General features: G+C 58.6%; 18 protein-coding genes and 2 pseudogenes. 11 read left to right on the top strand and 9 right to left on the bottom strand.

Annotated elements, in window-relative coordinates; translation table 11 throughout:
• Positions 1-20: 20 nt before the first annotated feature.
• Positions 21-1,202 (top strand): MFS transporter, encoded by a 1,182-nt coding sequence (locus ACA073_RS07065; RefSeq protein WP_497402634.1) that lies wholly within the window; start codon positions 21-23, stop codon positions 1,200-1,202.
• Here ACA073_RS07065 and ACA073_RS07060 read toward each other — a convergent pair.
• From ACA073_RS07060 to ACA073_RS07050, 3 genes are all read right to left on the bottom strand, one after another.
• On the bottom strand, positions 1,147-2,079 hold the full coding sequence (locus ACA073_RS07060; protein WP_497402633.1) for a DMT family transporter: 933 nt from the start codon (positions 2,077-2,079) through the stop codon (positions 1,147-1,149). The two genes, ACA073_RS07065 and ACA073_RS07060, sit on opposite strands and share 56 nt — an antisense overlap.
• A gap of 165 nt (positions 2,080-2,244) precedes the next feature.
• The gene (locus tag ACA073_RS07055; RefSeq protein WP_497402631.1) at positions 2,245-3,690 is read right to left on the bottom strand and encodes an NCS1 family nucleobase:cation symporter-1; all 1,446 of its coding nucleotides are present in this window, start codon (positions 3,688-3,690) and stop codon (positions 2,245-2,247) included.
• Between the two features lie 426 nt (positions 3,691-4,116).
• Complete coding sequence (locus ACA073_RS07050; protein ID WP_497402630.1) at positions 4,117-4,953, bottom strand: CvfB family protein; 837 nt, start codon at positions 4,951-4,953, stop codon at positions 4,117-4,119.
• A gap of 352 nt (positions 4,954-5,305) precedes the next feature.
• On the opposite strand from ACA073_RS07050, the gene ACA073_RS07045 reads away from it, so the two are divergent.
• The 3 genes and pseudogenes from ACA073_RS07045 (at position 5,306) to ACA073_RS07035 (ending at position 7,364) form a co-directional block, all read left to right on the top strand.
• Positions 5,306-5,494 (top strand): PFL_1563 family small protein, encoded by a 189-nt coding sequence (locus ACA073_RS07045; RefSeq protein ID WP_172668627.1) that lies wholly within the window; start codon positions 5,306-5,308, stop codon positions 5,492-5,494.
• A 219-nt stretch (positions 5,495-5,713) separates the two neighbouring features.
• A pseudogene (locus ACA073_RS07040) lies at positions 5,714-6,429 on the top strand (TorF family putative porin).
• A gap of 65 nt (positions 6,430-6,494) precedes the next feature.
• On the top strand, positions 6,495-7,364 hold the full coding sequence (locus tag ACA073_RS07035; protein ID WP_497402628.1) for a DUF6279 family lipoprotein: 870 nt from the start codon (positions 6,495-6,497) through the stop codon (positions 7,362-7,364).
• A 123-nt stretch (positions 7,365-7,487) separates the two neighbouring features.
• Here ACA073_RS07035 and ACA073_RS07030 read toward each other — a convergent pair whose 3' ends face one another.
• Positions 7,488-7,877 (bottom strand): transcriptional regulator, encoded by a 390-nt coding sequence (locus ACA073_RS07030; RefSeq protein ID WP_497402626.1) that lies wholly within the window; start codon positions 7,875-7,877, stop codon positions 7,488-7,490.
• 177 nt (positions 7,878-8,054) lie between these two features.
• Here ACA073_RS07030 and ACA073_RS07025 point away from each other — a divergent pair, with 177 nt between their 5' ends.
• Together ACA073_RS07025 and ACA073_RS07020 are read left to right on the top strand one after the other, a co-directional pair.
• Positions 8,055-8,789, top strand: a complete 735-nt coding sequence (locus ACA073_RS07025; protein ID WP_497402624.1) for a DUF899 domain-containing protein — start codon at positions 8,055-8,057, stop codon at positions 8,787-8,789.
• 233 nt (positions 8,790-9,022) lie between these two features.
• Positions 9,023-9,298, top strand: a complete 276-nt coding sequence (locus tag ACA073_RS07020) for a hypothetical protein (RefSeq protein ID WP_497402622.1) — start codon at positions 9,023-9,025, stop codon at positions 9,296-9,298.
• A 140-nt stretch (positions 9,299-9,438) separates the two neighbouring features.
• Here ACA073_RS07020 and ACA073_RS07015 read toward each other — a convergent pair whose 3' ends face one another.
• Positions 9,439-10,785 (bottom strand): DEAD/DEAH box helicase, encoded by a 1,347-nt coding sequence (locus tag ACA073_RS07015; RefSeq protein ID WP_497402621.1) that lies wholly within the window; start codon positions 10,783-10,785, stop codon positions 9,439-9,441.
• A 192-nt stretch (positions 10,786-10,977) separates the two neighbouring features.
• Here ACA073_RS07015 and ACA073_RS07010 point away from each other — a divergent pair, with 192 nt between their 5' ends.
• Complete coding sequence (locus ACA073_RS07010; RefSeq protein WP_497402619.1) at positions 10,978-12,276, top strand: mechanosensitive ion channel family protein; 1,299 nt, start codon at positions 10,978-10,980, stop codon at positions 12,274-12,276.
• A 110-nt stretch (positions 12,277-12,386) separates the two neighbouring features.
• On the opposite strand, the gene ACA073_RS07005 is transcribed toward ACA073_RS07010, so the two are convergent.
• The 3 genes from ACA073_RS07005 to ACA073_RS06995 form a co-directional block, all read right to left on the bottom strand.
• On the bottom strand, positions 12,387-13,253 hold the full coding sequence (locus tag ACA073_RS07005; RefSeq protein ID WP_497402617.1) for a carboxylate/amino acid/amine transporter: 867 nt from the start codon (positions 13,251-13,253) through the stop codon (positions 12,387-12,389).
• A 341-nt stretch (positions 13,254-13,594) separates the two neighbouring features.
• The gene (locus tag ACA073_RS07000; protein ID WP_497402616.1) at positions 13,595-14,194 is read right to left on the bottom strand and encodes an FMN-dependent NADH-azoreductase; all 600 of its coding nucleotides are present in this window, start codon (positions 14,192-14,194) and stop codon (positions 13,595-13,597) included.
• A gap of 229 nt (positions 14,195-14,423) precedes the next feature.
• The gene (locus tag ACA073_RS06995; protein WP_497402614.1) at positions 14,424-14,738 is read right to left on the bottom strand and encodes a 3-phosphoglycerate kinase; all 315 of its coding nucleotides are present in this window, start codon (positions 14,736-14,738) and stop codon (positions 14,424-14,426) included.
• A 49-nt stretch (positions 14,739-14,787) separates the two neighbouring features.
• On the opposite strand from ACA073_RS06995, the gene ACA073_RS06990 reads away from it, so the two are divergent.
• The 4 genes and pseudogenes from ACA073_RS06990 (at position 14,788) to ACA073_RS06975 (ending at position 19,021) form a co-directional block, all read left to right on the top strand.
• Positions 14,788-15,711, top strand: coding sequence for a PA3225 family LysR-type transcriptional regulator (locus ACA073_RS06990; protein ID WP_497402612.1), 924 nt, complete (start codon positions 14,788-14,790; stop codon positions 15,709-15,711).
• 14 nt (positions 15,712-15,725) lie between these two features.
• Positions 15,726-16,531: pseudogene (locus ACA073_RS06985) on the top strand (alpha/beta fold hydrolase).
• 3 nt (positions 16,532-16,534) lie between these two features.
• The gene (locus ACA073_RS06980) at positions 16,535-17,098 is read left to right on the top strand and encodes a peptidylprolyl isomerase (protein ID WP_214381376.1); all 564 of its coding nucleotides are present in this window, start codon (positions 16,535-16,537) and stop codon (positions 17,096-17,098) included.
• Positions 17,099-17,188: 90 nt separating this feature from the next.
• Positions 17,189-19,021 (top strand): ABC transporter ATP-binding protein, encoded by a 1,833-nt coding sequence (locus ACA073_RS06975; protein ID WP_497402611.1) that lies wholly within the window; start codon positions 17,189-17,191, stop codon positions 19,019-19,021.
• A gap of 153 nt (positions 19,022-19,174) precedes the next feature.
• Here ACA073_RS06975 and ACA073_RS06970 read toward each other — a convergent pair whose 3' ends face one another.
• Complete coding sequence (locus tag ACA073_RS06970) at positions 19,175-20,557, bottom strand: IS4 family transposase (RefSeq protein ID WP_497404001.1); 1,383 nt, start codon at positions 20,555-20,557, stop codon at positions 19,175-19,177.
• Positions 20,558-20,835: the final 278 nt, after the last annotated feature.

The following is a 20,835-nucleotide window of genomic DNA, read 5'->3' as shown; positions in this document are numbered from 1 at the left end:
CCTCTGCCGGAACTCAGACTATGTCGCCTCTGATTCGCTTACTCGCCAGTTTCATCGCGCTCATGATGGCCATGGGCATCGGGCGGTTCGCCCTCACCCCGCAAATGCCACACCTGCTCAGCGAAGGTCAGGTCGACCTCACGGCCGCCGGTCTGATTGCGGCGGCCAACTACTTTGGGTACTTCGTCGGCGCCGTGGACGCGATGTTCTCCCGTCGTCCCGAGCAGGTCCGGCGACGGCTGCTGGGCGGGTTGTGGCTGTGTGTACTACTCACGCTCGCATCGTTCTGGGCCAACGGGTTCTGGTCGCATCTGTTGCTGCGTTTCGGCACGGGCGTGGCCAGCGCCTGGGTGCTGGTGATGATCACCGCGTTGAGCCAGCCACTGGCCGCGGCAGCCGGTCGCCCCCGGCTTGGCGCGCTGGTATTTGCCGGACCGGGTTTGGGGATTTTTCTGACAGGATTGCTGGCATTGGGCTCGAACCTGTTGAGTCAGACCTCCGCCACCTTGTGGCTGGTATACGCCGGCGTCGGGCTGGTGATGCTGTTGGGGATTTTGCCCTTCCTGCCGCAACCGTCCGCCACCGTGGCAGTCGCCTCCAACGCTGCCGATTCGGGCAACCAGGGCATCGGTCGTTTGGGAGTGATCTACAGCTTGTACGGTCTGGGCTACATCATCCCGGCCACTTTCCTCTCGCAAATGGCCAACGCGCAGTTCCATGGCCAATGGCAAGCCGACCTGTTCTGGCCGTGCTTTGGTCTGGCGTCGGCCATCGGCGTGGCGCTGGTGAGTCTTCGTCGTCACAACCCCAATGCCACCCGCCATTGGCTGATGGCAACGTTGTGGCTGCAGGCGGCCGGTGTGTTCGCCTGCCTGTTGGGCAGCGGGTCAGGCCTGGCGCTGGGGGTAATCCTGTGTGGCACGCCGTTCCTGGCCTGCATGCAGCTGGTGATGCAACGCTCGCGGGAACTGGCGCCCCACGCCACCCAGCGTAATGCCGGACTGCTGACAGCCTGCTTCGCCGTGGGTCAGCTCGCCGGACCGTTGTTGGCGGCGTTGAGCAGCCATTTCAGTGGCGGCTTGCAGGCGGCGCTGATCGTAGCGGGCAGCGGTTTGCTGATCGCTGGCGGCCTGTTGTTCCGTCCGGTCAGTGCTGGCCGAGGGCTTTGCGTAAACGACGGCGCACCCACTGTTCAGCGCTGACAAACGTAATGCCGAGCAACACCAGCACGGCACCAATGACGAAGTTGAGGCTCAGCGCTTCGCCCAGCAACACCACACCGAACGTGACGCCGAACAATGGCGTCATGAACGAGAACACCGCCAGGTTCGCCGCCAGATAGCGACGCAGCAACCAGAACCAGGTCAGGTAGCTGAAGAACGATACAACCAAGCCCTGGAACAGCACACTGGCCACCGCCACGGTAGTCAGGCTGACGTGAGTGATCTGGCCGCTGAGCATCGCGATCAGCAGCAAACCGACGAAACCGACAATCAGTTGGTAGAACAACGTCAGCGTCACCGGTGCTTCCGACAAGCGCGAAGCGCGCACTACCACGGTAGTCGCGCCCCAAGCGGCGCCGGCCAATACGCCAAGCGCATCGCCCATCAACATGCGGCGATCGAGGTTGTCCCACGACACGCCGCCGGCAAACGCGATGGCAATCCCGACGAAGGCGAGGAAAATGCCCAGCCACTGGACCGGCCTTAAACGTTCACTCGGCAACAGCCAGTGCACGCCCAACGCAGTGAAGATCGGCGCCGTATAAAGGAACACCGACATGTGCGCGGCCGTGGTCAGTTGCAGGCCTTCAGAAATGAAGAAGAATTCCAGGCCAAAGAGCGCGCCGGCCAGCAGTCCACCGCGCCACGTGTTGCCGACCTGATCCCAGCCGCCCTTCCAGCAGATCAGCAATCCTACAAGCAACGCAGAAATGCCCGACCGCCCCGCAGCCTGCATGACCGGCGCGATGTCAGGCGCCGCCCACTTGATCATCACTTGCTGCACACCCCAGATCAGGCACAGGCCGATCATCACTTGCAGGGCAAACCTATCGGCGCTACGCCGGGTGGCGCTCACCGGGACACCTCGACAACACAATCCATGGCAGTGACTCGACAGTAAAAGCAAAGCCCCGACCCGTTTGTTGAACAAACGGTGTCGGGGCGAAAAATGATGCTGTCGATTATTAACCAGATGGCCAGAAATTGCCGCCTGCCAGAGACCTTTAAATGCCCGCTTGCGTCATCCGGCCGTGGCCGCGGCAATCGTCCGCGGTGTTTGCTCGCGCCAGGCCAGAACGGCGTAAATCACGCCGCCGAGGAAACAGCCCGTGAACCAGGCGAAGTTCGCCATCGGTTGCAGCACGGGAGTGAAGGTAATGGCTACGCCCAGCAACGTTGCAGGAATCAGCGCTTTTACCGCCGTCCAATTGACCCCGCCGCTGTAGTAATACTTACCGCTCGGGCCGTCATTGAACAATGCATCGACGTCGATCTGCTGCTTTTTGATCAGGTAGTAGTCCACCAACAGAATCCCGAACAACGGGCCGATGAACGCCGCCAGCACATCAAGGGTGTAATGAATCACCTCAGGGTTGTTGAACAGATTCCACGGGGTGATAAAAATCGATGCCACGGCGGCGATCATGCCCCCGGCGCGCCAGCTGATTTTGCTCGGGGCGACGTTGGCGAAGTCGAAGGCCGGGGACACGAAATTGGCGACGATGTTGATGCCGACGGTCGCGGTGACAAATGCAAAAGCGCCGAGCAATACCGCCACACTGTTGTCGATCCGTGCCACGGTGGCGATCGGGTCGTGAAGCATTTCACCGAACACCGGCAACGTGCCGGATACGATCACCACCGTCACCAGGGAGAACGCCAGAAAATTCACCGGCAAGCCCCAGAAGTTTCCGCGACGCACGTCCTTCATGCTCCGGCAGTAACGACTGAAATCGCCGAAGTTCAGGGTCGGCCCGGAAAAGTACGACACCACCAGCGCCGTCGCGACGATCACTTGACCGAATGCTTCCCAACCCGAGAGGGATTTTTCCGCGAGGGTGAAACTGATATTGCTCCAGCCGGCCTTCCAGACGATCCAGCCGGCCAGCATGAACATCACGCCGTAAACCACTGGCCCAGCCCAATCGATGAAGCGTCGGATCGACTCCATGCCGGCCCAGAACACCAGCGCCTGGACGAACCACAGGCTGAGGAATCCGAACCAGCCCAAGTAGGACAAACCGGCGAACTGCGGCTCGGCGTAAGCCGCCATTGAAGGAAAGAAGCGCAGCACCACAATGATCAGCGCGCTGGAGGCAAGGTACGTCTGAATTCCGTACCAGGCGACCGCGATCATGCCGCGAATGACTGCAGGAATATTCGCCCCGAACACCCCGAATGCCAATCGACAGATCACCGGATACGGGACCGCCGCTTGCTGGCTCGGCCTGGCCACCAGGTTGGCGATCAGCTGCACAATGCAGATCCCGCCGAGCAACGCGATCAATACCTGCCAACTGGCCAGCCCCAGGGCGAACAAACTGGCGGCGAACACATAACCGCCGACGCTGTGAACGTCGCTCATCCAGAAGGCAAAGATGTTGTACCAATTCCATTTCTGCGGCAGCGGCCCCAGATCCTGGTTATACAGGCGGGGGCTGTAGCCGTTGGGCAATTGCTCGGTCATCGCAGGACTCCTCGAAAGTACAGGCGCGACTCCCGAAGTTGATGTGGAGACCACACTGCGTACGGGAGCTGGCATGGTTTGTATACGAGGTGCTACGCAGAATGCGTGCCATAGGTATGAAATGTGTGACAGATCATGGCTTCTACGCCAGGACGGAGCGAGTTTCAGCTAGAAAACAGCGCAGCGAGTGCCCATGAAAAGGGCGCGTCCGCCTGCTAACGGTGCAGGATTTTCTGTATACAACCGGCACGCGCGCCGACTTGTAGGAGCGAGCTTGCTCCGGGCGGCGTTCCGACGATGGACGCCAACGATAACGCGTATTCTCTGGATACACGCGTCGTCCTGAAGTCCATCGCGAGCTAGCTCGCTCCTACAGTTGATCGGCGTCAAACCCATGTGATCGACCTGCATGGGGCCGGCGCGAGGTCAGCTCAGTTCAATGCGATCGGCATGAATAACGATCTGGCCATTCTTGTACAACGCACCGATGGCCTTCTTGAAGTTGCCTTTGCTGACGCCAAACATGCTGGTGATCACCGTCGGGTCGCTCTTATCGCTCACCGGCAGCGTGCCGTTGTTTTCGCGCAACTTGGCGAGGATCTTCGAGTTGAGGCTGGTGGCCGCTTCTTCACCTACGGGTTGCAGGCTCAGACTGATCTTGCCGTCGGCCCGGACTTCTTTGATGAAGCCCTTCTCTTCCTTGCCGGCGCGCATGAACTTGAAGATTTCGTTCTTGTGGATCAAGCCCCAGTGCTTGTTGTTGATGATCGCCTTGAAGCCCATGTCGGTGGACTCGGCAACCAGCAAATCAACTTCCTGGCCAGGGGTATAGTTGGCCGGGGCCTTGTCCAGATAACGGTCCAGACGCGCGGTCGCAGTGATGCGGCGGGTGTGCTTGTCGAGATACACGTGCACCACGACGTACTCGCCAGCCGTCATCTGGCGCTTCTCTTCGGAATACGGCAGCAACAGATCCTTCGGCAAACCCCAATCCAGGAAAACACCGATGCTGTTGACTTCAACGACTTTTAAACTGGCGAATTCACCGACTTGAACTTTCGGCTTTTCGGTAGTTGCGATAAGTTTGTCATCGCTGTCCAGATAAATAAAAACGTTGAGCCAGTCTTCATCTTCGCTGGGAATATCTTTGGGAATATAACGGTTAGGCAGAAGGATTTCGCCATCCGCACCACCGTCCAGATATAAACCGAAGTTAGTGTGTTTAACCACTTGCAAACTGTTGTAACGCCCGACTAAAGCCATTTCAAATACCCTCATTGCGTGGGCGGCATTCTACCCGTTTTTGCACGCTGCGTTCGACGCCCGGCCAGGTGGCTCGAGAAAAATCCTCTGAAGGTCTTAATTTTCCTGGGGTTTGTTGGACGCGTCTGGCCACTCGTCAGACCAGCCTGCGGATTTTTGCCCCTTCCAATCAGGCAGAAATACATTTACATCCACCGATGTTCTTATTTAAAACAGCAGCTTACGGGAATATCTCGAATAATAACTTGCGACTGATCCCGCTTTTGTGATGCGTATTTCAGGGGGATATTTACCAAGCAATTGTCAAGTATTTCCTGTACGATGCGTGGCCAAGTTAATTTTCTACAGGTTAATGGCCGCCATGCGTGTAAAAGCATCCAACAGCAAAGCAAAGCCAGCTCCAGCCGTTGAAACCAGCGAATCGATCAACAGCCAGATTGCTGCGTTCCTCAAGTCCGGTGGCGAGATCCAGCAAATTGCCAAAGGCGTCAGCGGCCAGACGTTCGGCCCGTCCAAGCAGATCACGCTCGGCAAAAAGTAACACCTTTACAAGATCCGCTCGCGTCACCTGGTCCGTAAGCGCTTTGAGCTTCGAAGCGCTTGGACTGGAACCCTCCCGCAACACCCCATCAAACACATCAATATTTCAAAAATCGACGAACGGCCTTCGATGCCGAACATTCGCCGATATGCTTGCACACGTCTGGATTAAGCGTTTCAGCAGTTTTTGTTTCTGCTCCTCGCTGTCATGGAGTGACGCATGCTCAAACCCTTTCTGTTTTTGCTCGTCGGCCTGCTGTCCTGTTCGGTCGCCAACGCGCAAATCTTCCAGCGTGAACTGGGAGACTTCGATCTCAAACTCGGCACCTCCCCCAGCCGCAGCATGGCCCAGGGACTGGTCAAACCCTCGGCCACCGCTCCTTTCACGGCGGCCTCGACCTGAGCCACGACAGTGGCTTCTACTTCGGCCAATGGACACCGAGCATGGGGTTGAGTCCGGGGAACAACCTTGAAGTCGATTCCTACATGGGTTTTAAACAACCCTTCGATCAAACGCTCGGCTACGAAGTCGGCATGATCCATTACAGCTACCCGAAAGTGGACACCCTCGACACCCAGGAACTCTTCGGCGGCCTGACCCTGCTGGGCAGCCGTTTCGGCGCCGCCTTCAGCAACGACCCGGACAAACAGAACAGCACGGTGTTCGCCGACCTCGGGGGCAATCAGCCGTTCGGCGTCGGGATCAGCATGAAATACACCACCCACCAACTCCATACTCCGGTGTCGGTGGACGGTGGCTACGTCGGCAGTTTCACCGACTGGTCGTTGACATTGTCCCGCCCGTTCATGGGCATCGACCTGGACCTGATCTACAGCGACTCGAGCCTCAGCGGCAGCGACTGCTTGGCCTATTCCGGGCACAACAGCCAATGCGACGGTCTGGTCACCCTCAAGGCCGAACGCGCGTTCTATTGATCGGCTGAACTGCCGGGCTCATTCTGCGTTCACATGAGAACCTACGCTTTCGCAAGGACTCGCCCATGTCGCGCTGGTTGAAGTGTCTCGCCATCGTCCTCACCCTCAGTCTCGCCCTCGGCGCGTGCAGTCGCGTGGGACTGGCCTATCGCAACCTCGACGTGATCATTCCGTGGACGCTCAGCGATTACCTGGACATGAACGGCGAGCAGAAAGGCTGGTTCGACGAGCGCCTGAAAGAACACTTGAGCTGGCACTGCACCACGCAACTGCCGGGTTACCTCGATTGGCTCGACCGTTTGCAGGTGATGGTCGAAACCAACCAGGTGACCGACGCCGCGCTGCAAACCCGCACCCAGGAAGCCAAGCAAGCCATCGCCCAGACCGCCCGGGAAATCACCCCGTCGGCCATCGAGTTGTTGCAGGGGCTGGATGACAAGCAAGTGGCGGAAATGAACGACGCCTTTGCCAAGGACCAGCGCAAACGCCAGCAGAATTACCTGAAACCGTCCCTCGATCAGCAGATCAAGGAGCGCGGCGAGCGTATGGAAAAACGTTTGAATGACTGGCTCGGCCCGCTCAGTCCGACCCAGCAACAACGTGTCGTCGCCTGGTCGAATGCCTTGGGTGACCAGAACACGCAATGGATTGCCAACCGCGCGCACTGGCAGAAGCAGTTCAGTGCGGCGGTTGTGCAACGTCAGAGTCCTGAATTCCCACAGCGAATCGAGACGCTTCTGGTGAATCGCGAGAGTTTATGGACGTCCGATTACCGCAAGGCCTACGCCAATACCGAAGCACAGGCGCGAAGCCTGTTTGTGGATTTGATGGCCGAGAGCACGCCGACTCAGCGTGAGCGGTTGTTGAAAAAGATTGAAGGGGTGCGCAAGGACTTCAATGATTTGAAGTGCCTGAAGGCAGCGCAACGGAGCTAGGCGCAATGCAAAACCCTGTGGGAGCGGGCTTGCTCGCGAATGCGGTGTGTCATTCAACAATCATGTCGACTGACACACCGCATTCGCGAGCAAGCCCGCTCCCACAGTTAGTCATGTGTTCAATCAGGCAATCTGCGCCTTGGACGCCACCTCATCAAACGTCGCCTCATCCAGCGCATCTTTCTGCTCATCCAGCACCTGCCGTGGATGAGCATCGCCCGGAATGCTGCTGTCGATCAGGCTCAACAAACTCGAGCCCCGTGGAGTCAGTATGTAGTTCGAACCAGTCCCCCCCTGCTCTTCTGGCCGAGGTTCAATATAACCGCGCGCCAACAGTAACTTTTCATACTCGCCGGCCACCGCTTTCAGGTGATCCAGGTTTTCAGTCTGCTCGCCTTCCGTGGCTTTCTCCGCCGCATATTGCTCGGCATAGGGCCGTGGCGTGAAGCTGGCCGCTCCGTTTTGCACTTCGTGCAGCAAGCGTTCAATCAAATCCCAGTTATAAGTCGTCATCCTGTTCAACCTCCAAAACCCGTGAGTGTGATGTCCTTCAAAGGTTGTGACCGGCGGCGCCCGCAGCCGTTCAGCGCAGGTTTTGAACGGCGCTGACCGGAGGTATGTCGAATTCGGCACAGGTCAAACGACAAGGTTGTGTCAGTCACCTCCCCGCATTGCGCAGGAGAAAACCCGATGAACGTTCAGAACCATCAAGTCGTATCGCGAGAAGAATGGCTCGCGGCCCGCAAACAACACCTGGCCCACGAAAAAGCCTTCACCAAGGAACGGGACAAACTCAGCGCCGAACGCCGCGCCCTGCCTTGGGTGAAAATCGACAAGGACTACCATTTCCAAGGCCCGAACGGCGAGCTGAAACTGGCCGACCTGTTCGGCGATCGCAGTCAGTTGGTCATCTACCACTTCATGTTCGCCGACGGCTGGGACGAAGGCTGCCCCGGTTGCTCCTTCCTGTCCGACCACATCGACGGTGCAAACCAGCACCTGGCCCATCATGACGTCGCCGTGGTGGCGGTTTCCCACGCACCGTTCGCCGAATTCCAGGCTTTCAAACGGCGGATGAGCTGGAAATTCGATTGGGTGTCGTCAGAAGGCTGCGATTTCAACTATGACTTTGGCGTCTCGGCCCGGGCAGAAGATGTCGCTGCCGGCAAGGCGACCTATAACTACGAAAAATCCGACGCTACCGAGGAAGAACTCCCAGGCCTCAGCGTGTTTTATCGCAACGAAGCTGGCGAGATTTTTCACACCTATTCCACTTATGCCCGAGGCCTGGACATGCTGGTCGGCGCCTACAACTACCTCGACCTGACGCCCAAGGGGCGTAATGAAGAGGAAATCATGGAATGGGTACGGCATCACGATCGGTATGAAGACAAAGCTTCTTCTAGCTGCTGCCACGGGGGATAGATCGCTTCGCGAGCAGGATGGATGTCATTGGTAGACGCTTGCGAGCGCGGCTACGCGGTGAATGAAAACGGGCGACCTGAAGGTCGCCCGTTTTAACTGGTGCTGTCGCTTACAACGGCGCGGCTACTTCACCGGTATATGTACGTAAACAAAAGATGCCTGAGCGCTGAACTTTCCCCTGACCTCAACCCTCAACCGGATAACCCGCCTTAACCGGAACCGAGGCCCACTCCATGAAAACCCTGCTGAAACTCACCCTCGTCGCCACCCTCGCTTGCGCCCTCCCCGCCTGGGCCTGCACGCCGGAGGAAGCCACTGCCAAGCGCGAACTGTTGGCCAAGGAAGTCGCCAGACTCACGGAGCAGAATCCGGCCAAGGCCAAGGAAATAAATGCGGAGTTGCAGAAGATGGATCTGGGCACGGCCAGCAAGGATTTGCCGGACAAGTGCCAGTTGATCGATCAGCGCTTGAAGGAGTTGGGATCGGCGGAGAAGAAAGCCGAGGGTTGAAGACAAGATCAAAAGATCGCAGGCTTCGCCAGCTCCTGCAGGGGGACGCGGTCCAAGGTAGGAGCTGCCGAAGGCTGCGATCTTTTGACGTAAAAAAAACCCGGACACTGTCCGGGTTTTTATTGAATCGCTATCGACGCTTACTCAGCCGCCGGCGCTTCCGGCTTGCGGCGCTTGAGCGGCGCCATGCCGTCCTTGCTGACCAGCGACAGGGCGTCGGTCTTCGGGCGGTTGGCGATTTTGCGCTTGGTCGGTGCCTTGGCGCCGGTTTTCTTCTTGTCGCCCTTGGCGTCGACCTTTTTCTTCTTCACGCCAACGGCTTTACCCGAGGCCTTGACCTTTTTCGGTCCGCCGTAGGTGCCTTTGACTTCCTTGATGGTGCGGCGCTCGAAGCTCTGCTTGAGGTAGCGCTCGATGCTCGACATCAGGTTCCAGTCGCCGTGGCAGATCAGCGAGATGGCCAGGCCATCGTTGCCGGCGCGGCCGGTGCGACCGATGCGGTGAACGTACTCGTCGCCGCTGCGCGGCATGTCGAAGTTGATGACCAGGTCGAGACCGTCAACGTCGAGGCCGCGGGCGGCGACGTCGGTGGCAACGAGGATTTTCACGCCGCCCTGTTTCAGGCGATCGATCGCCAGCTTGCGGTCTTTCTGATCCTTGTCACCGTGCAGGACGAACGCTTTGTATTCCTGCGCCACCAGGCGGCCGTAAATGCGGTCGGCCATGGCCCGGGTGTTGGTGAACACGATGGCCTTCTGATAGGTCTCGTTGGCCAGCAACCAGTTCACGATCTGCTCTTTGTGCTGGTTGTGGTCAGCGGTGATGATCTGCTGACGAGTGGTCGCATTCAGATCGCTGACGTTGTTCAGCTGCAGGTGTTCCGGGTTGTTCAGGACCTTGGCGACCATCTCGCGCAGGCCCGAACCGCCGGTGGTGGCGGAGAACAGCATGGTTTGCTGACGGTTGGTGCACTCGTCCACCAGACGCTGCACGTCTTCGGCAAAGCCCATGTCGAGCATGCGGTCGGCTTCGTCGAGCACCAGCACTTCGACTTCTTTCAAGTCGAGGTTACCGGCGTTCAGTTGCTCGATCATCCGCCCCGGCGTACCGATCAGGATGTCCGGCACCTTGCGCAGCATGGCGGCCTGGACTTTGAAGTCTTCACCGCCGGTGATCAGGCCGGACTTGATGAAAGTGAACTGGGCGAAACGCTCGACTTCCTTGATGGTCTGCTGAGCCAGCTCGCGGGTCGGCAGCAGGATCAGGGTCTTGATGCTGACGCGGATTTTCGCCGGGCCGATCAGACGGTGGAGGATTGGCAAAACGAAAGCGGCGGTTTTACCGCTGCCGGTTTGCGCTGTCACCCGCAGGTCACGCCCTTGGAGCGCCAGCGGAATAGCCGCTGCTTGCACCGGCGTTGGCTCGACAAATTTAAGCTCGGCCACGGCTTTGAGCAGGCGTTCGTGCAGGGCGAATTGGGAAAACACGGGTGCTACCTCGAAGAAATACAAAAAAACAGCTGCATAGGGTAACGGTTTCGAGCGCCGAGGCCGAGTTTCTTTATGCAAACGACCGCAAACAGTGGCTTTTTTGTTGCGTCTTTTGTCCTTAAACGTCATGCAAAGCGTCTTAAATGCTCTAATCGCCCCGACGCGCCCTATAGAAGAACGGTTTTACCCATGGATATCAAACAGCTCTGGCTCAACGTCCAAGACCTTTGGGGTGCTCTCGATCAGCATCCGCTCCTGCATTCCAGCCTCGGACTGCTTCTGTTGCTGGTGGTGGCGCTGACCCTCGGACGAGTGGCGCGCTACCTGATCCTGCACGCGACCAAAATGCTCGGCCGCCAACCGGCGTTGCACTGGGTCAACGACTTTCGCCAGAATAAGGTGTTTCATCGCCTGGCGCAGATGACGCCGTCGCTGATAATCCAGTTCGGCCTGCACCTGGTGCCCGAACTGAGCAAAACCGGCCTGATCTTCCTCGGCAACGTCGCACTGGCCTTCACCATTCTGTTCCTGGTGCTGGCCATCAGCGCCCTGCTCAATGCGTTGCTGGACATCTATGCGCGCACCGAACATGCCCGCACCCGTTCGATCAAAGGCTACGTGCAACTGGCGAAAATGATCTTGTACGTGTTTGGCGCGATCATCATCGTCGCCACGTTGATCGACCGCTCGCCGCTGTTGCTGCTGTCGGGTCTGGGCGCCATGTCGGCGGTGATTCTGTTGGTCTACAAGGACACCCTGCTGTCGTTCGTCGCCAGCGTGCAGCTGACCAGCAACGACATGCTGCGGGTCGGCGACTGGATCGAGATGCCGCAAGTCGGCGCCGATGGCGATGTGGTGGACATCACGCTGCACACGGTCAAGGTGCAGAACTTCGACAAGACCATCGTTTCGATTCCGACCTGGCGCCTGATGTCCGAGTCGTTCAAGAACTGGCGCGGTATGCAGCAGTCGGGTGGGCGACGGATCAAACGCAGCCTGTTCATCGATTCCAGCGGTGTGCGCTTCATCCGTGATGACGAAGAACAGAAACTGTCCCAAGTGCATCTGCTGACCGACTACATCAGCCGCAAACAGGCTGAACTCAAGGCGTGGAACGAGGCTCAGGGCAACGTGGCGGCGATGTCGGCCAACCGGCGGCGGATGACCAACATCGGGACCTTCCGCGCCTATGCACTGGCGTATTTGAAGAGTCATCCGGAGATCCAGCCGAACATGACCTGCATGGTGCGGCAGATGCAGACCACGGCGCAGGGGATTCCGCTGGAGATCTACTGCTTTACGCGCACCACGGCGTGGGCGGATTACGAGCGGATTCAGGGGGATATTTTCGATTATCTGCTAGCGGTGCTGCCGGAGTTCGGGTTGAGTCTTTATCAGCAGCCGAGTGGTGGGGATCTGCGCGCTGGGTTGCTCCCGGCGGTGCTAGGCGCAAGCCACATTCCCGCGCCCGAAAAGCATGTCATGTAGCCATACATATTCCCATGTGGGAGCGGGCTTGCTCGCGAAGAGGCCATATCAGTCAACTCATACGTTGAATGACACACCGCCTTCGCGAGCAAGCCCGCTCCCACAGGGGGTCAGTGTGCGACTGCGGGTTGGCGTATACCCAACCGACTGATCCACACCGCCATCAAAATCACCGAACCACCCAGCAACAACCGCCCCAGCTCTTCATGCTGATTCCAGATCAGCAAATTAATCAGCAGCCCCACCGGCACATGCAGATTGTTCATCACCGCCAGCGTCCCGCCATTCACCAGGCATGCGCCCTTGTTCCACCAGTACAACCCCAACGCGGTCGAGACCAGGCCGAGGAACATCAGCACGCCCCATTGCAGCGGTGCTTCGGGCAGGAAATTCTGTTTGCCGAACAGCAGAAAGGCCGGTAACGCCACCGCCAATGCGCCGAGATAGAAATAACCGAAGCGCCGGTAATGCGGCAGATCGGTCGGATGGCGCGCCACCAGATGCTTATAAAGCACCTGCCCGGCGGCGTAGGTGAAGTTGGCCAGTTGCAGCAGCAAAAACCCCATGAAGAAATCCGGGTTGATCCGGTCATAACGAATCACCGCCGCGCCGAACACTGCCACCAGCGCCGCGACCAGCGCCCACGGATTGAAGCGCCGGTTCAGCGCATCTTCGATCAGCGTCACATGCAGCGGCGTGAGGATGGTGAACAGCAACACTTCCGGCACCGTCAGCACCCGGAAGCTCAGGTACAGGCAGACGTAGGTCACGCCGAACTGCAACGCACCGATCAGCAGCATGCCACGCATGAACGCCGGCTCCACCGAACGCCAGCGCGTCAACGGAATGAACACCAATCCCGCCAGCAGCACGCGCACCAGCACCGCGAAGTAGCTGTCGACATGACCGGCCAGGTATTCGCCGATCAGACTGAAGGAAAACGCCTGGATCAGCGTGACAAAAAGTAGATAGCCCATGCTCGCCTCGTTTCGAATGGCGGCGACGATAGCGGGTTTTGCTGTTCACTGCGAACAGTCAGGCAACACAAATCCCTTGTGGGAGCGGGCTTGCTCGCGAAGAGGTCGTGTCAGTCACCTCATACGTTGAATGACACACCGCCTTCGCGAGCAAGCCCGCTCCCACCGGTTTATGTGTCGTCCATCAAATCCCGGGCAAAAAAAAGCCCGATCTCGCTAAAGCGTTCGATCGGGCTACAGCACTCAGGAGCCACAAGTGCAAAGGGAGGTCGATGCGCGTACAGGCTTGAAGGGTTGGCTCGGTCACTAGACCATCCAGCGATTATCCGGCGATTAAAGCCTCAAGCCACTTCGGCAAGCCTGGCGTTGGCCTGGTTCAGGCCCTTCTCCTGGAAGTCGCCGCCCAGGTTCATGCCTTCGGCATGGATGAAGGTCACGTCGTGGATCCCGATGAAGCCCATGACCTGACGCAGGTAGGGTTCCTGATGATCCGCGGTGCTGCCGGCGTAGATCCCGCCGCGAGCGGTCAGCACGTAAGCGCGCTTGCCGCTGAGCAGACCTTGTGGGCCGGTGTCGGTGTACTTGAAGGTCACGCCGGCACGCAGCACGTGGTCGAGCCAGGCTTTCAGCGTGCTGGGGATTGCGAAGTTGTACATCGGCGCAGCCATGACCAGCACGTCGGCGGCCAGCAATTCATCGGTCAACTGGTTGGAGCGCTCCAGGGAAACCTGTTCGATGTCGCTGCGCTGCCCGGCGGGTTTCATCCAGCCGCCCAGCAGGTTGATGTCCAGGTGCGGCACCGGGTTGACGGCCAGGTCACGCACGGTGATCTGGTCGTTGGGGTGTGCGGTTTTCCACTGGTTGATGAAGGTCTGGGTCAGTTGACGGGAAACCGAGTCTTGCTGACGGGCACTGCTTTCGATGATCAGAACGCGGGACATGGGATGTAGGCTCCATCTGAGAATGCTGTAAGTCGATGGAGTGAAGGTTAAACAGAGTCATATCGATGAAAAAGCGCAAATAACTGCTATAACCCATCAATAAATTCGTTTATAAGCTGACCATGACCTGTGGGAGCGGGCTTGCTCGCGAAGAGGCCGTGTCAGTCACCTCATACGTTGAATGACACACCGCCTTCGCGAGCAAGCCCGCTCCCACAGGATCTCGATGCTATTTCGGGGTGCAGGTCAGGTTGATGCGCATCTTGATGATGGTCCGGTTGAACTTGGCAGTGGCATTTTTGTGCTTGCCGGCAGCCACTTCGATATTGCGGGTGCGCGGCGCTTCCGGACCGTTATTGAAAACCACCTTACAGACTGCATCGGTGCTGCCGTAGTTGTTCACCTGAATGGAGGCGATGTCGGTATCCGTGTCATACGCGTTGTAGTCGATGCTCAAGCCATTCAGCTGTTTTTGGACGTCGATCGGGTAGGCAAACGCAGTCAACGGCAACATCGCCAGCACCACAACACAGAATTTTTTCATTCGGCAGTCTCCAATAAGGACTGCCAGCTTAGGACAAGAGGAGCTCAACATGAAAGCGCCCCGCGTGACCCTTGATCAATGGCGAACGTTGCAGGCCGTGGTCGACCACGGTGGTTTCGCCCAGGCCGCCGAAGCGCTGCACCGCTCGCAATCGTCAGTCAGCTACACCGTGGCACGCATGCAGGACCAGCTCGGTGTCCCCCTGCTGCGCATCGATGGCCGTAAAGCCGTGCTGACCGAAGCCGGCGGCGTGTTGCTGCGCCGCTCGCGGCAACTGGTGAAACAGGCCAGCCAACTGGAAGACCTGGCGCATCACATGGAGCAAGGCTGGGAAGCGGAGGTGCGGCTGGTGGTCGACGCCGCGTACCCGAGCGCCCGCCTCGTCCGCGCCTTGACCGCGTTCATGCCGCAAAGCCGCGGCTGCCGAGTGCGTCTGCGCGAAGAAGTGTTGTCGGGCGTGGAGGAAGTCTTGCTCGAAGGCGTGGCCGACCTCGCGATCACCGGCCTCAGTATTCCTGGCTATCTGGGCGCGGAATTGAGCGACGTAGAATTCGTCGCCGTCGCCCACCCCGAACACCCACTGCATCGCCTGAACCGCGAGCTGAATTTCCAGGACCTGGAAAGCCAGATGCAAGTGGTGATCCGCGACTCCGGTCGCCAGCAACCACGGGATGTCGGCTGGCTCGGCGCCGAACAGCGCTGGACCGTCGGCAGCCTCGCCACCGCCGCGACGTTTGTCGGCAGCGGATTGGGTTTTGCGTGGCTGCCCCGGCACATGATCGAACGCGAATTGAAGGAAGGGACGCTCAAGCTGCTACCGTTGGATCAGGGCGGAAGCCGTAACCCGAGCTTCTACCTGTATTCGAACAAGGACAAACCCTTGGGCCCGGCGACGCAAATCCTCATCGAACTGCTGCGCACCTTCGATACCGCACCGCTGGATGCCCCCTTCGCCGCCCCTGAACAAGCCTGACACGGAGTGAACACATGGCCTATTTCGAACATGACGGTTGCAACCTGCACTACGAGGAATATGGCCACGGCACGCCGTTGCTGCTGGTCCACGGGCTGGGTTCCAGCACCCTGGACTGGGAAAATCAGATCCCGGCATTGTCGGCCCGCTATCGGGTGATCGTCCCGGACATACGCGGCCACGGTCGCTCGGACAAACCCCGCGAGCGCTACAGCATCGCCGGGTTCAGCGCCGACCTGGTCGCCCTGATCGAGCATTTAAACCTCGGCCCGACACATTATGTGGGACTTTCGATGGGCGGCATGATCGGCTTTCAACTGGCGGTGGATCAGCCGCAATTGCTTAAAAGCCTGTGCATCGTCAACAGCGCGCCCGAGGTCAAACTGCGCAGCCGCGACGACTATTGGCAGTGGTTCAAGCGCTGGAGCCTGATGCGTGCGCTCAGTCTGAGCACCATCGGCAAAGCCATGGGCGCCAAACTGTTCCCGAAACCGGAACAGGCCGAATTGCGTCAAAAGATCGCCGAGCGCTGGGCAAAAAACGACAAACATGCTTATCTCGCCAGCTTCGACGCGATCGTTGGCTGGGGTGTTCAGGAACGACTTTCCAGAGTGTCCTGTCCAACCCTCATCGTCAGCGCCGACCGTGACTACACACCGGTGTCGCTGAAGGAGACTTACGTAAAACTGCTGCCCGATGCGCGGCTGGTGGTGATCGCCGATTCGCGCCACGCCACGCCGCTGGATCAACCCGAACGCTTCAACCAAACCCTGCTCGAGTTTCTCACCGCAGTCGACACCACCACACTCAGGATCACTGACCCATGCTGAAAAAAATCGCCCTCGTCGCTGGCTCCGTTCTGTTCGCCGCCAACCTGATGGCCGCCACGCCCGCCAAGGCGCCGCACGTGCTGCTGGAGACCACCAACGGTCAGATCGAAATCGAACTTGACCCGGTCAAGGCGCCGATCAGTACCAAGAACTTCCTTGAGTACGTCGACAGCGGCTTCTACAACAACACGATTTTCCACCGCGTGATCCCGGGTTTCATGGCCCAGGGCGGTGGTTTCACCACGCAGATGCAGCAGAAAGAAACCAAGGCACCGATTAAGAACGAAGCCAGCAACGGCCTGCATAACGTGCGTGGCACGCTGTCGATGGCGCGTACGTCGAACCCGGATTCGGCCACCAGCCAGTTCTTCATCAACGTCGCCGACAACGCGTTCCTCGATCCGGGCCGTGACGCCGGTTACGCGGTGTTCGCCAAAGTGGTCAAGGGCATGGACGTGGTGGACATCATCGTCAACTCCCAGACCACCACCAAAAGCGGCATGCAGAATGTGCCGATCGACCCGGTGCTGATCAAGTCGGCCAAGCGCATCGACTAAGACCCACAGGCACAGGGATGTTGAGCGGCCGCCGGCCTTCGGCGCCGCTCATAGCGTTTAAAGGAGAGCCCGCGCGCGGGCGGAGAACAAATGCTTTATCGCCGTTTTGAACAACTGATCGACGTATTCCGTGACGCCCCGACGGCGGCTCCGCCGGACCGTGTTTTCCCCTTCTATACCTATTACCTGAAGCAGGTCTGGCCGAGTTTCGCCGCCCTGCTGACCGTCGGCCTGTTCGGCGCACTGATCGAAGTGGCGCTGTTCAGTTACCTGAGCCGCATCATCGACCTGGCCCAAGGCACGCCGAACGTCAATTTCTTCAAGGAACACGGCATCGAACTGGCCTGGATGGCAGTCGTGGCGCTGATCCTGCGCCCGGTGTTCGTGGGCCTGCATGACCTGCTCGTGCACCAGACCCTGAGCCCGAGCATGACCAGCATGATCCGCTGGCAGAACCACAGCTACGTGCTCAAGCAGAGCCTGAATTTCTTCCAGAACGACTTCGCCGGACGCATCGCCCAACGCATCATGCAGACCGGCAACTCGCTGCGCGATTCCGCCGTGCAAGCGGTGGACGCGCTGTGGCATGTGCTGATCTACGCGATCAGTTCACTGGTGCTGTTCGCCGAAGCCGACTGGCGCCTGATGATCCCGTTGTTGAGTTGGATCGCCGCCTACATCGGCGCCCTCTGCTACTTCGTGCCACGGGTGAAAGAACGCTCGGTGGTGTCCTCGGATGCGCGCTCCAAGCTCATGGGCCGGATCGTCGATGGCTACACCAACATCACCACGCTGAAGCTGTTCGCCCACACCAATTTCGAACAGCAATACGCCAAGGAAGCCATCCAGGAACAGACCGTAAAAGCCCAACTGGCTGGCCGCGTGGTCACCAGCATGGACGTGGTCATCACCAGCATGAACGGCTTGCTGATCGTCACCACCACGGGACTGGCGTTGTGGCTGTGGACGCAGTCGCTGATCACCGTCGGTGCCATTGCCCTGGCCACCGGCCTGGTGATTCGGATCGTCAACATGTCCGGCTGGATCATGTGGGTGGTCACCGGCATCTTCGAAAACATCGGCATGGTTCAGGACGGTTTGCAGACCATCTCGCAACCGGTCAGCGTCACCGACCGTGAAGCGGCAAAACCACTCGCTGTTGCCCGTGGCGAAGTGCGCTTCGAGCACGTGGATTTTCACTACGGCAAGAAAAGCGGGATCATCGGCGACCTCAACCTGACGATCCAACCCGGTGAAAAAATCGGCTTGATCGGCCCGTCCGGCGCAGGCAAGTCGACCCTGGTCAACCTGCTGCTGCGCCTCTACGACGTGCAGGGCGGGCAAATCCTGATCGACGGCCAGAACATCGCTGACGTTGGTCAGGAAAGCCTGCGCGAGCGCATTGGCATGATCACCCAGGACACGTCGCTGCTGCATCGCTCGATCCGCGACAATCTGCTTTACGGCAAACCCGATGCCACCGACGCCGAACTCTGGGAAGCGGTGCACAAGGCCCGTGCCGACGAGTTCATCCCGTTACTGTCGGACGCCGAAGGCCGCACCGGTTTCGATGCCCATGTCGGTGAACGCGGAGTGAAACTTTCCGGCGGTCAGCGTCAGCGGATTGCCATCGCGCGGGTGCTGCTCAAGGACGCGCCGATCCTGATCATGGACGAAGCCACCTCGGCGCTGGACTCGGAAGTCGAAGCGGCGATTCAGGAAAGTCTCGAAACCCTGATGCAGGGTAAGACCGTGATTGCCATCGCTCACCGGCTCTCGACCATTGCGCGGATGGACCGGTTGGTGGTGCTTGAGAAAGGCAAGATTGCCGAGACGGGGACCCATGCTGAATTGTTGGCGCATGGTGGGTTGTATGCGCGGTTGTGGCAGCACCAGACTGGGGGATTTGTTGGGATTGATTGATTGATTGATTGATTGATTGATTGATTGATTGATTGATTGATTGGGGATTGGGTGAATATCCGTTTCTTCGGTAACGGCTACTATTGGTTCCGCTCTTACAGCGGGTCACTTGGAAGAGCCCCAAGTAACCAAGGGCTCTTGCCCGAATGGCACTTACTTAACGTGTTTCGGATGACCATTCGCCCGAACCTCTGCCCTTGCCAGCGAACGTGGCTTGGTCAGCAAAGGGTAGGCTTGGGGTCGTCGTTTAACAGCACGCGGCTCGATGCGGCCCGGGCGATTTCCAACGCGTCGTTGGGCGATCAATTCCAGCAATGTTAAAAAATTGTCTCTTCCGGGATCGCCGTATTGCCTCAGTGCCAGCCAAAGCTGGAGGCTGTGCTTGAAGCTCAGCTCTCGTGGCAAACAGTCTGCCAGTGCGGCCGACTGCGCCATGATCATTCGAATCAGGTTGTGCGCCAGTAAATAAACCCACAGCTCCTTGATAGCCATATCCGGCGTCTTGCAGCTCAGCTTCCCCAAGCCCAGCGTCGCTTTGAGATTGCGTAAGTCCAGCTCCACATGCCAGCGGTTCTTGTACAGCGACTTGAGCGCCGTCTTCGGTACCTGCCTGGGGCACCTCAGGGTGGTAACCAAGGTTTTGCCATCCACTCTAAGTTCCCGAACCTGCAATCGCTCCGGGGCCTGTTCAAAATACCGCTGGCTCATCCACACAGGTCGTCGCGCAGGTTTTTGATATTCGATCAGGTGATCTTCTGTGCCCAAACTTTGGCCCAGTCGAAAGTCAGTACTGCGCCGACGTATACCGTATTGTTCAAACACACCGTCCACGCCTCTGCGCTGTAATTCGCAAAGCAGAAAATAAGTGGCGTAATAGGCATCGCCCAAAAGGATATCGCCTGTTTTCAGCGTATCCAGCATCGACCTGAGGAGCGTCTGCTCATCCCCGCCCTTGCCTTGGAAACGGCCCACGGCAGCATTTAAGACAGCGCCACTGGACAAACAAACGATACCGACCATTCGAGACAGTGGAAAACCAATACCGACTTTCTGACCACGAGATTGAGGGTAGGCGGCCTGGTTTGCCGCCGTGTCGGGCATGCTGATCGTAGTGCCATCCACCAGTCGTACCGGCCTGTCCAGCCAGCGCCAGGATGTCGGGGCATGATCGCTGATCAACGCGCCCGTGTGATGGAGCAATGTAGAGACCATTTCGACAGGCAGTCGTTTTCTGGCTTTGCAATAGGCCCCGGTCCTGGTACTGCTAGGGCTCAAGCCTCCACAGACGCGTTTTATTGAAAAATCATTGACGACATTCTGACAGGAGCGGTCAGCCCCCATCGCCTGGGCGAGAAACATGGAAAGCGTTTCGGTCGGCGGAAACAACCGCTCCCGATGCTCGGGCAGTGAGGACTCTACAACGGGCAATAGCTGCGGGGCCGTGAGCAAATCGAAGAATGCGTAGGCGTCGGCGTTGGAGGCGTGCTGACGCAGGCGATGTTGTTGATGCTGAACAATTTGGCGTCTACGATTCATCTGGGCTGTGTCCTTGGTTTTCGGCGTGTGTTCGCAACTATCACCGTAGACCAAGGCCAGCCTTCTCCAATTTCACAGCGTAAATGACGTTGCCGGCAGCTAAGTAAGTGCCATTCGGCCAAGAGCCCTTGGTTACTTGGGGCTCTTCCAAATAACTCGCCGTAAGGGCGAAACCATAAGCCGCCGTTACCGCAGAAACGGATATGCCCCCCAATCCAAAAAAACCGCCACAGCCCGCCAGCCACAGGCCCTGGCGGTTTTTTCATGCTCGCTGGAAT

This window comes from Pseudomonas sp. LBUM1670, assembly GCF_059695695.1.
The sequence above is the reverse complement of the archived record's forward strand: the minus strand, read 5'-3'. Positions and strand labels throughout refer to the sequence as shown.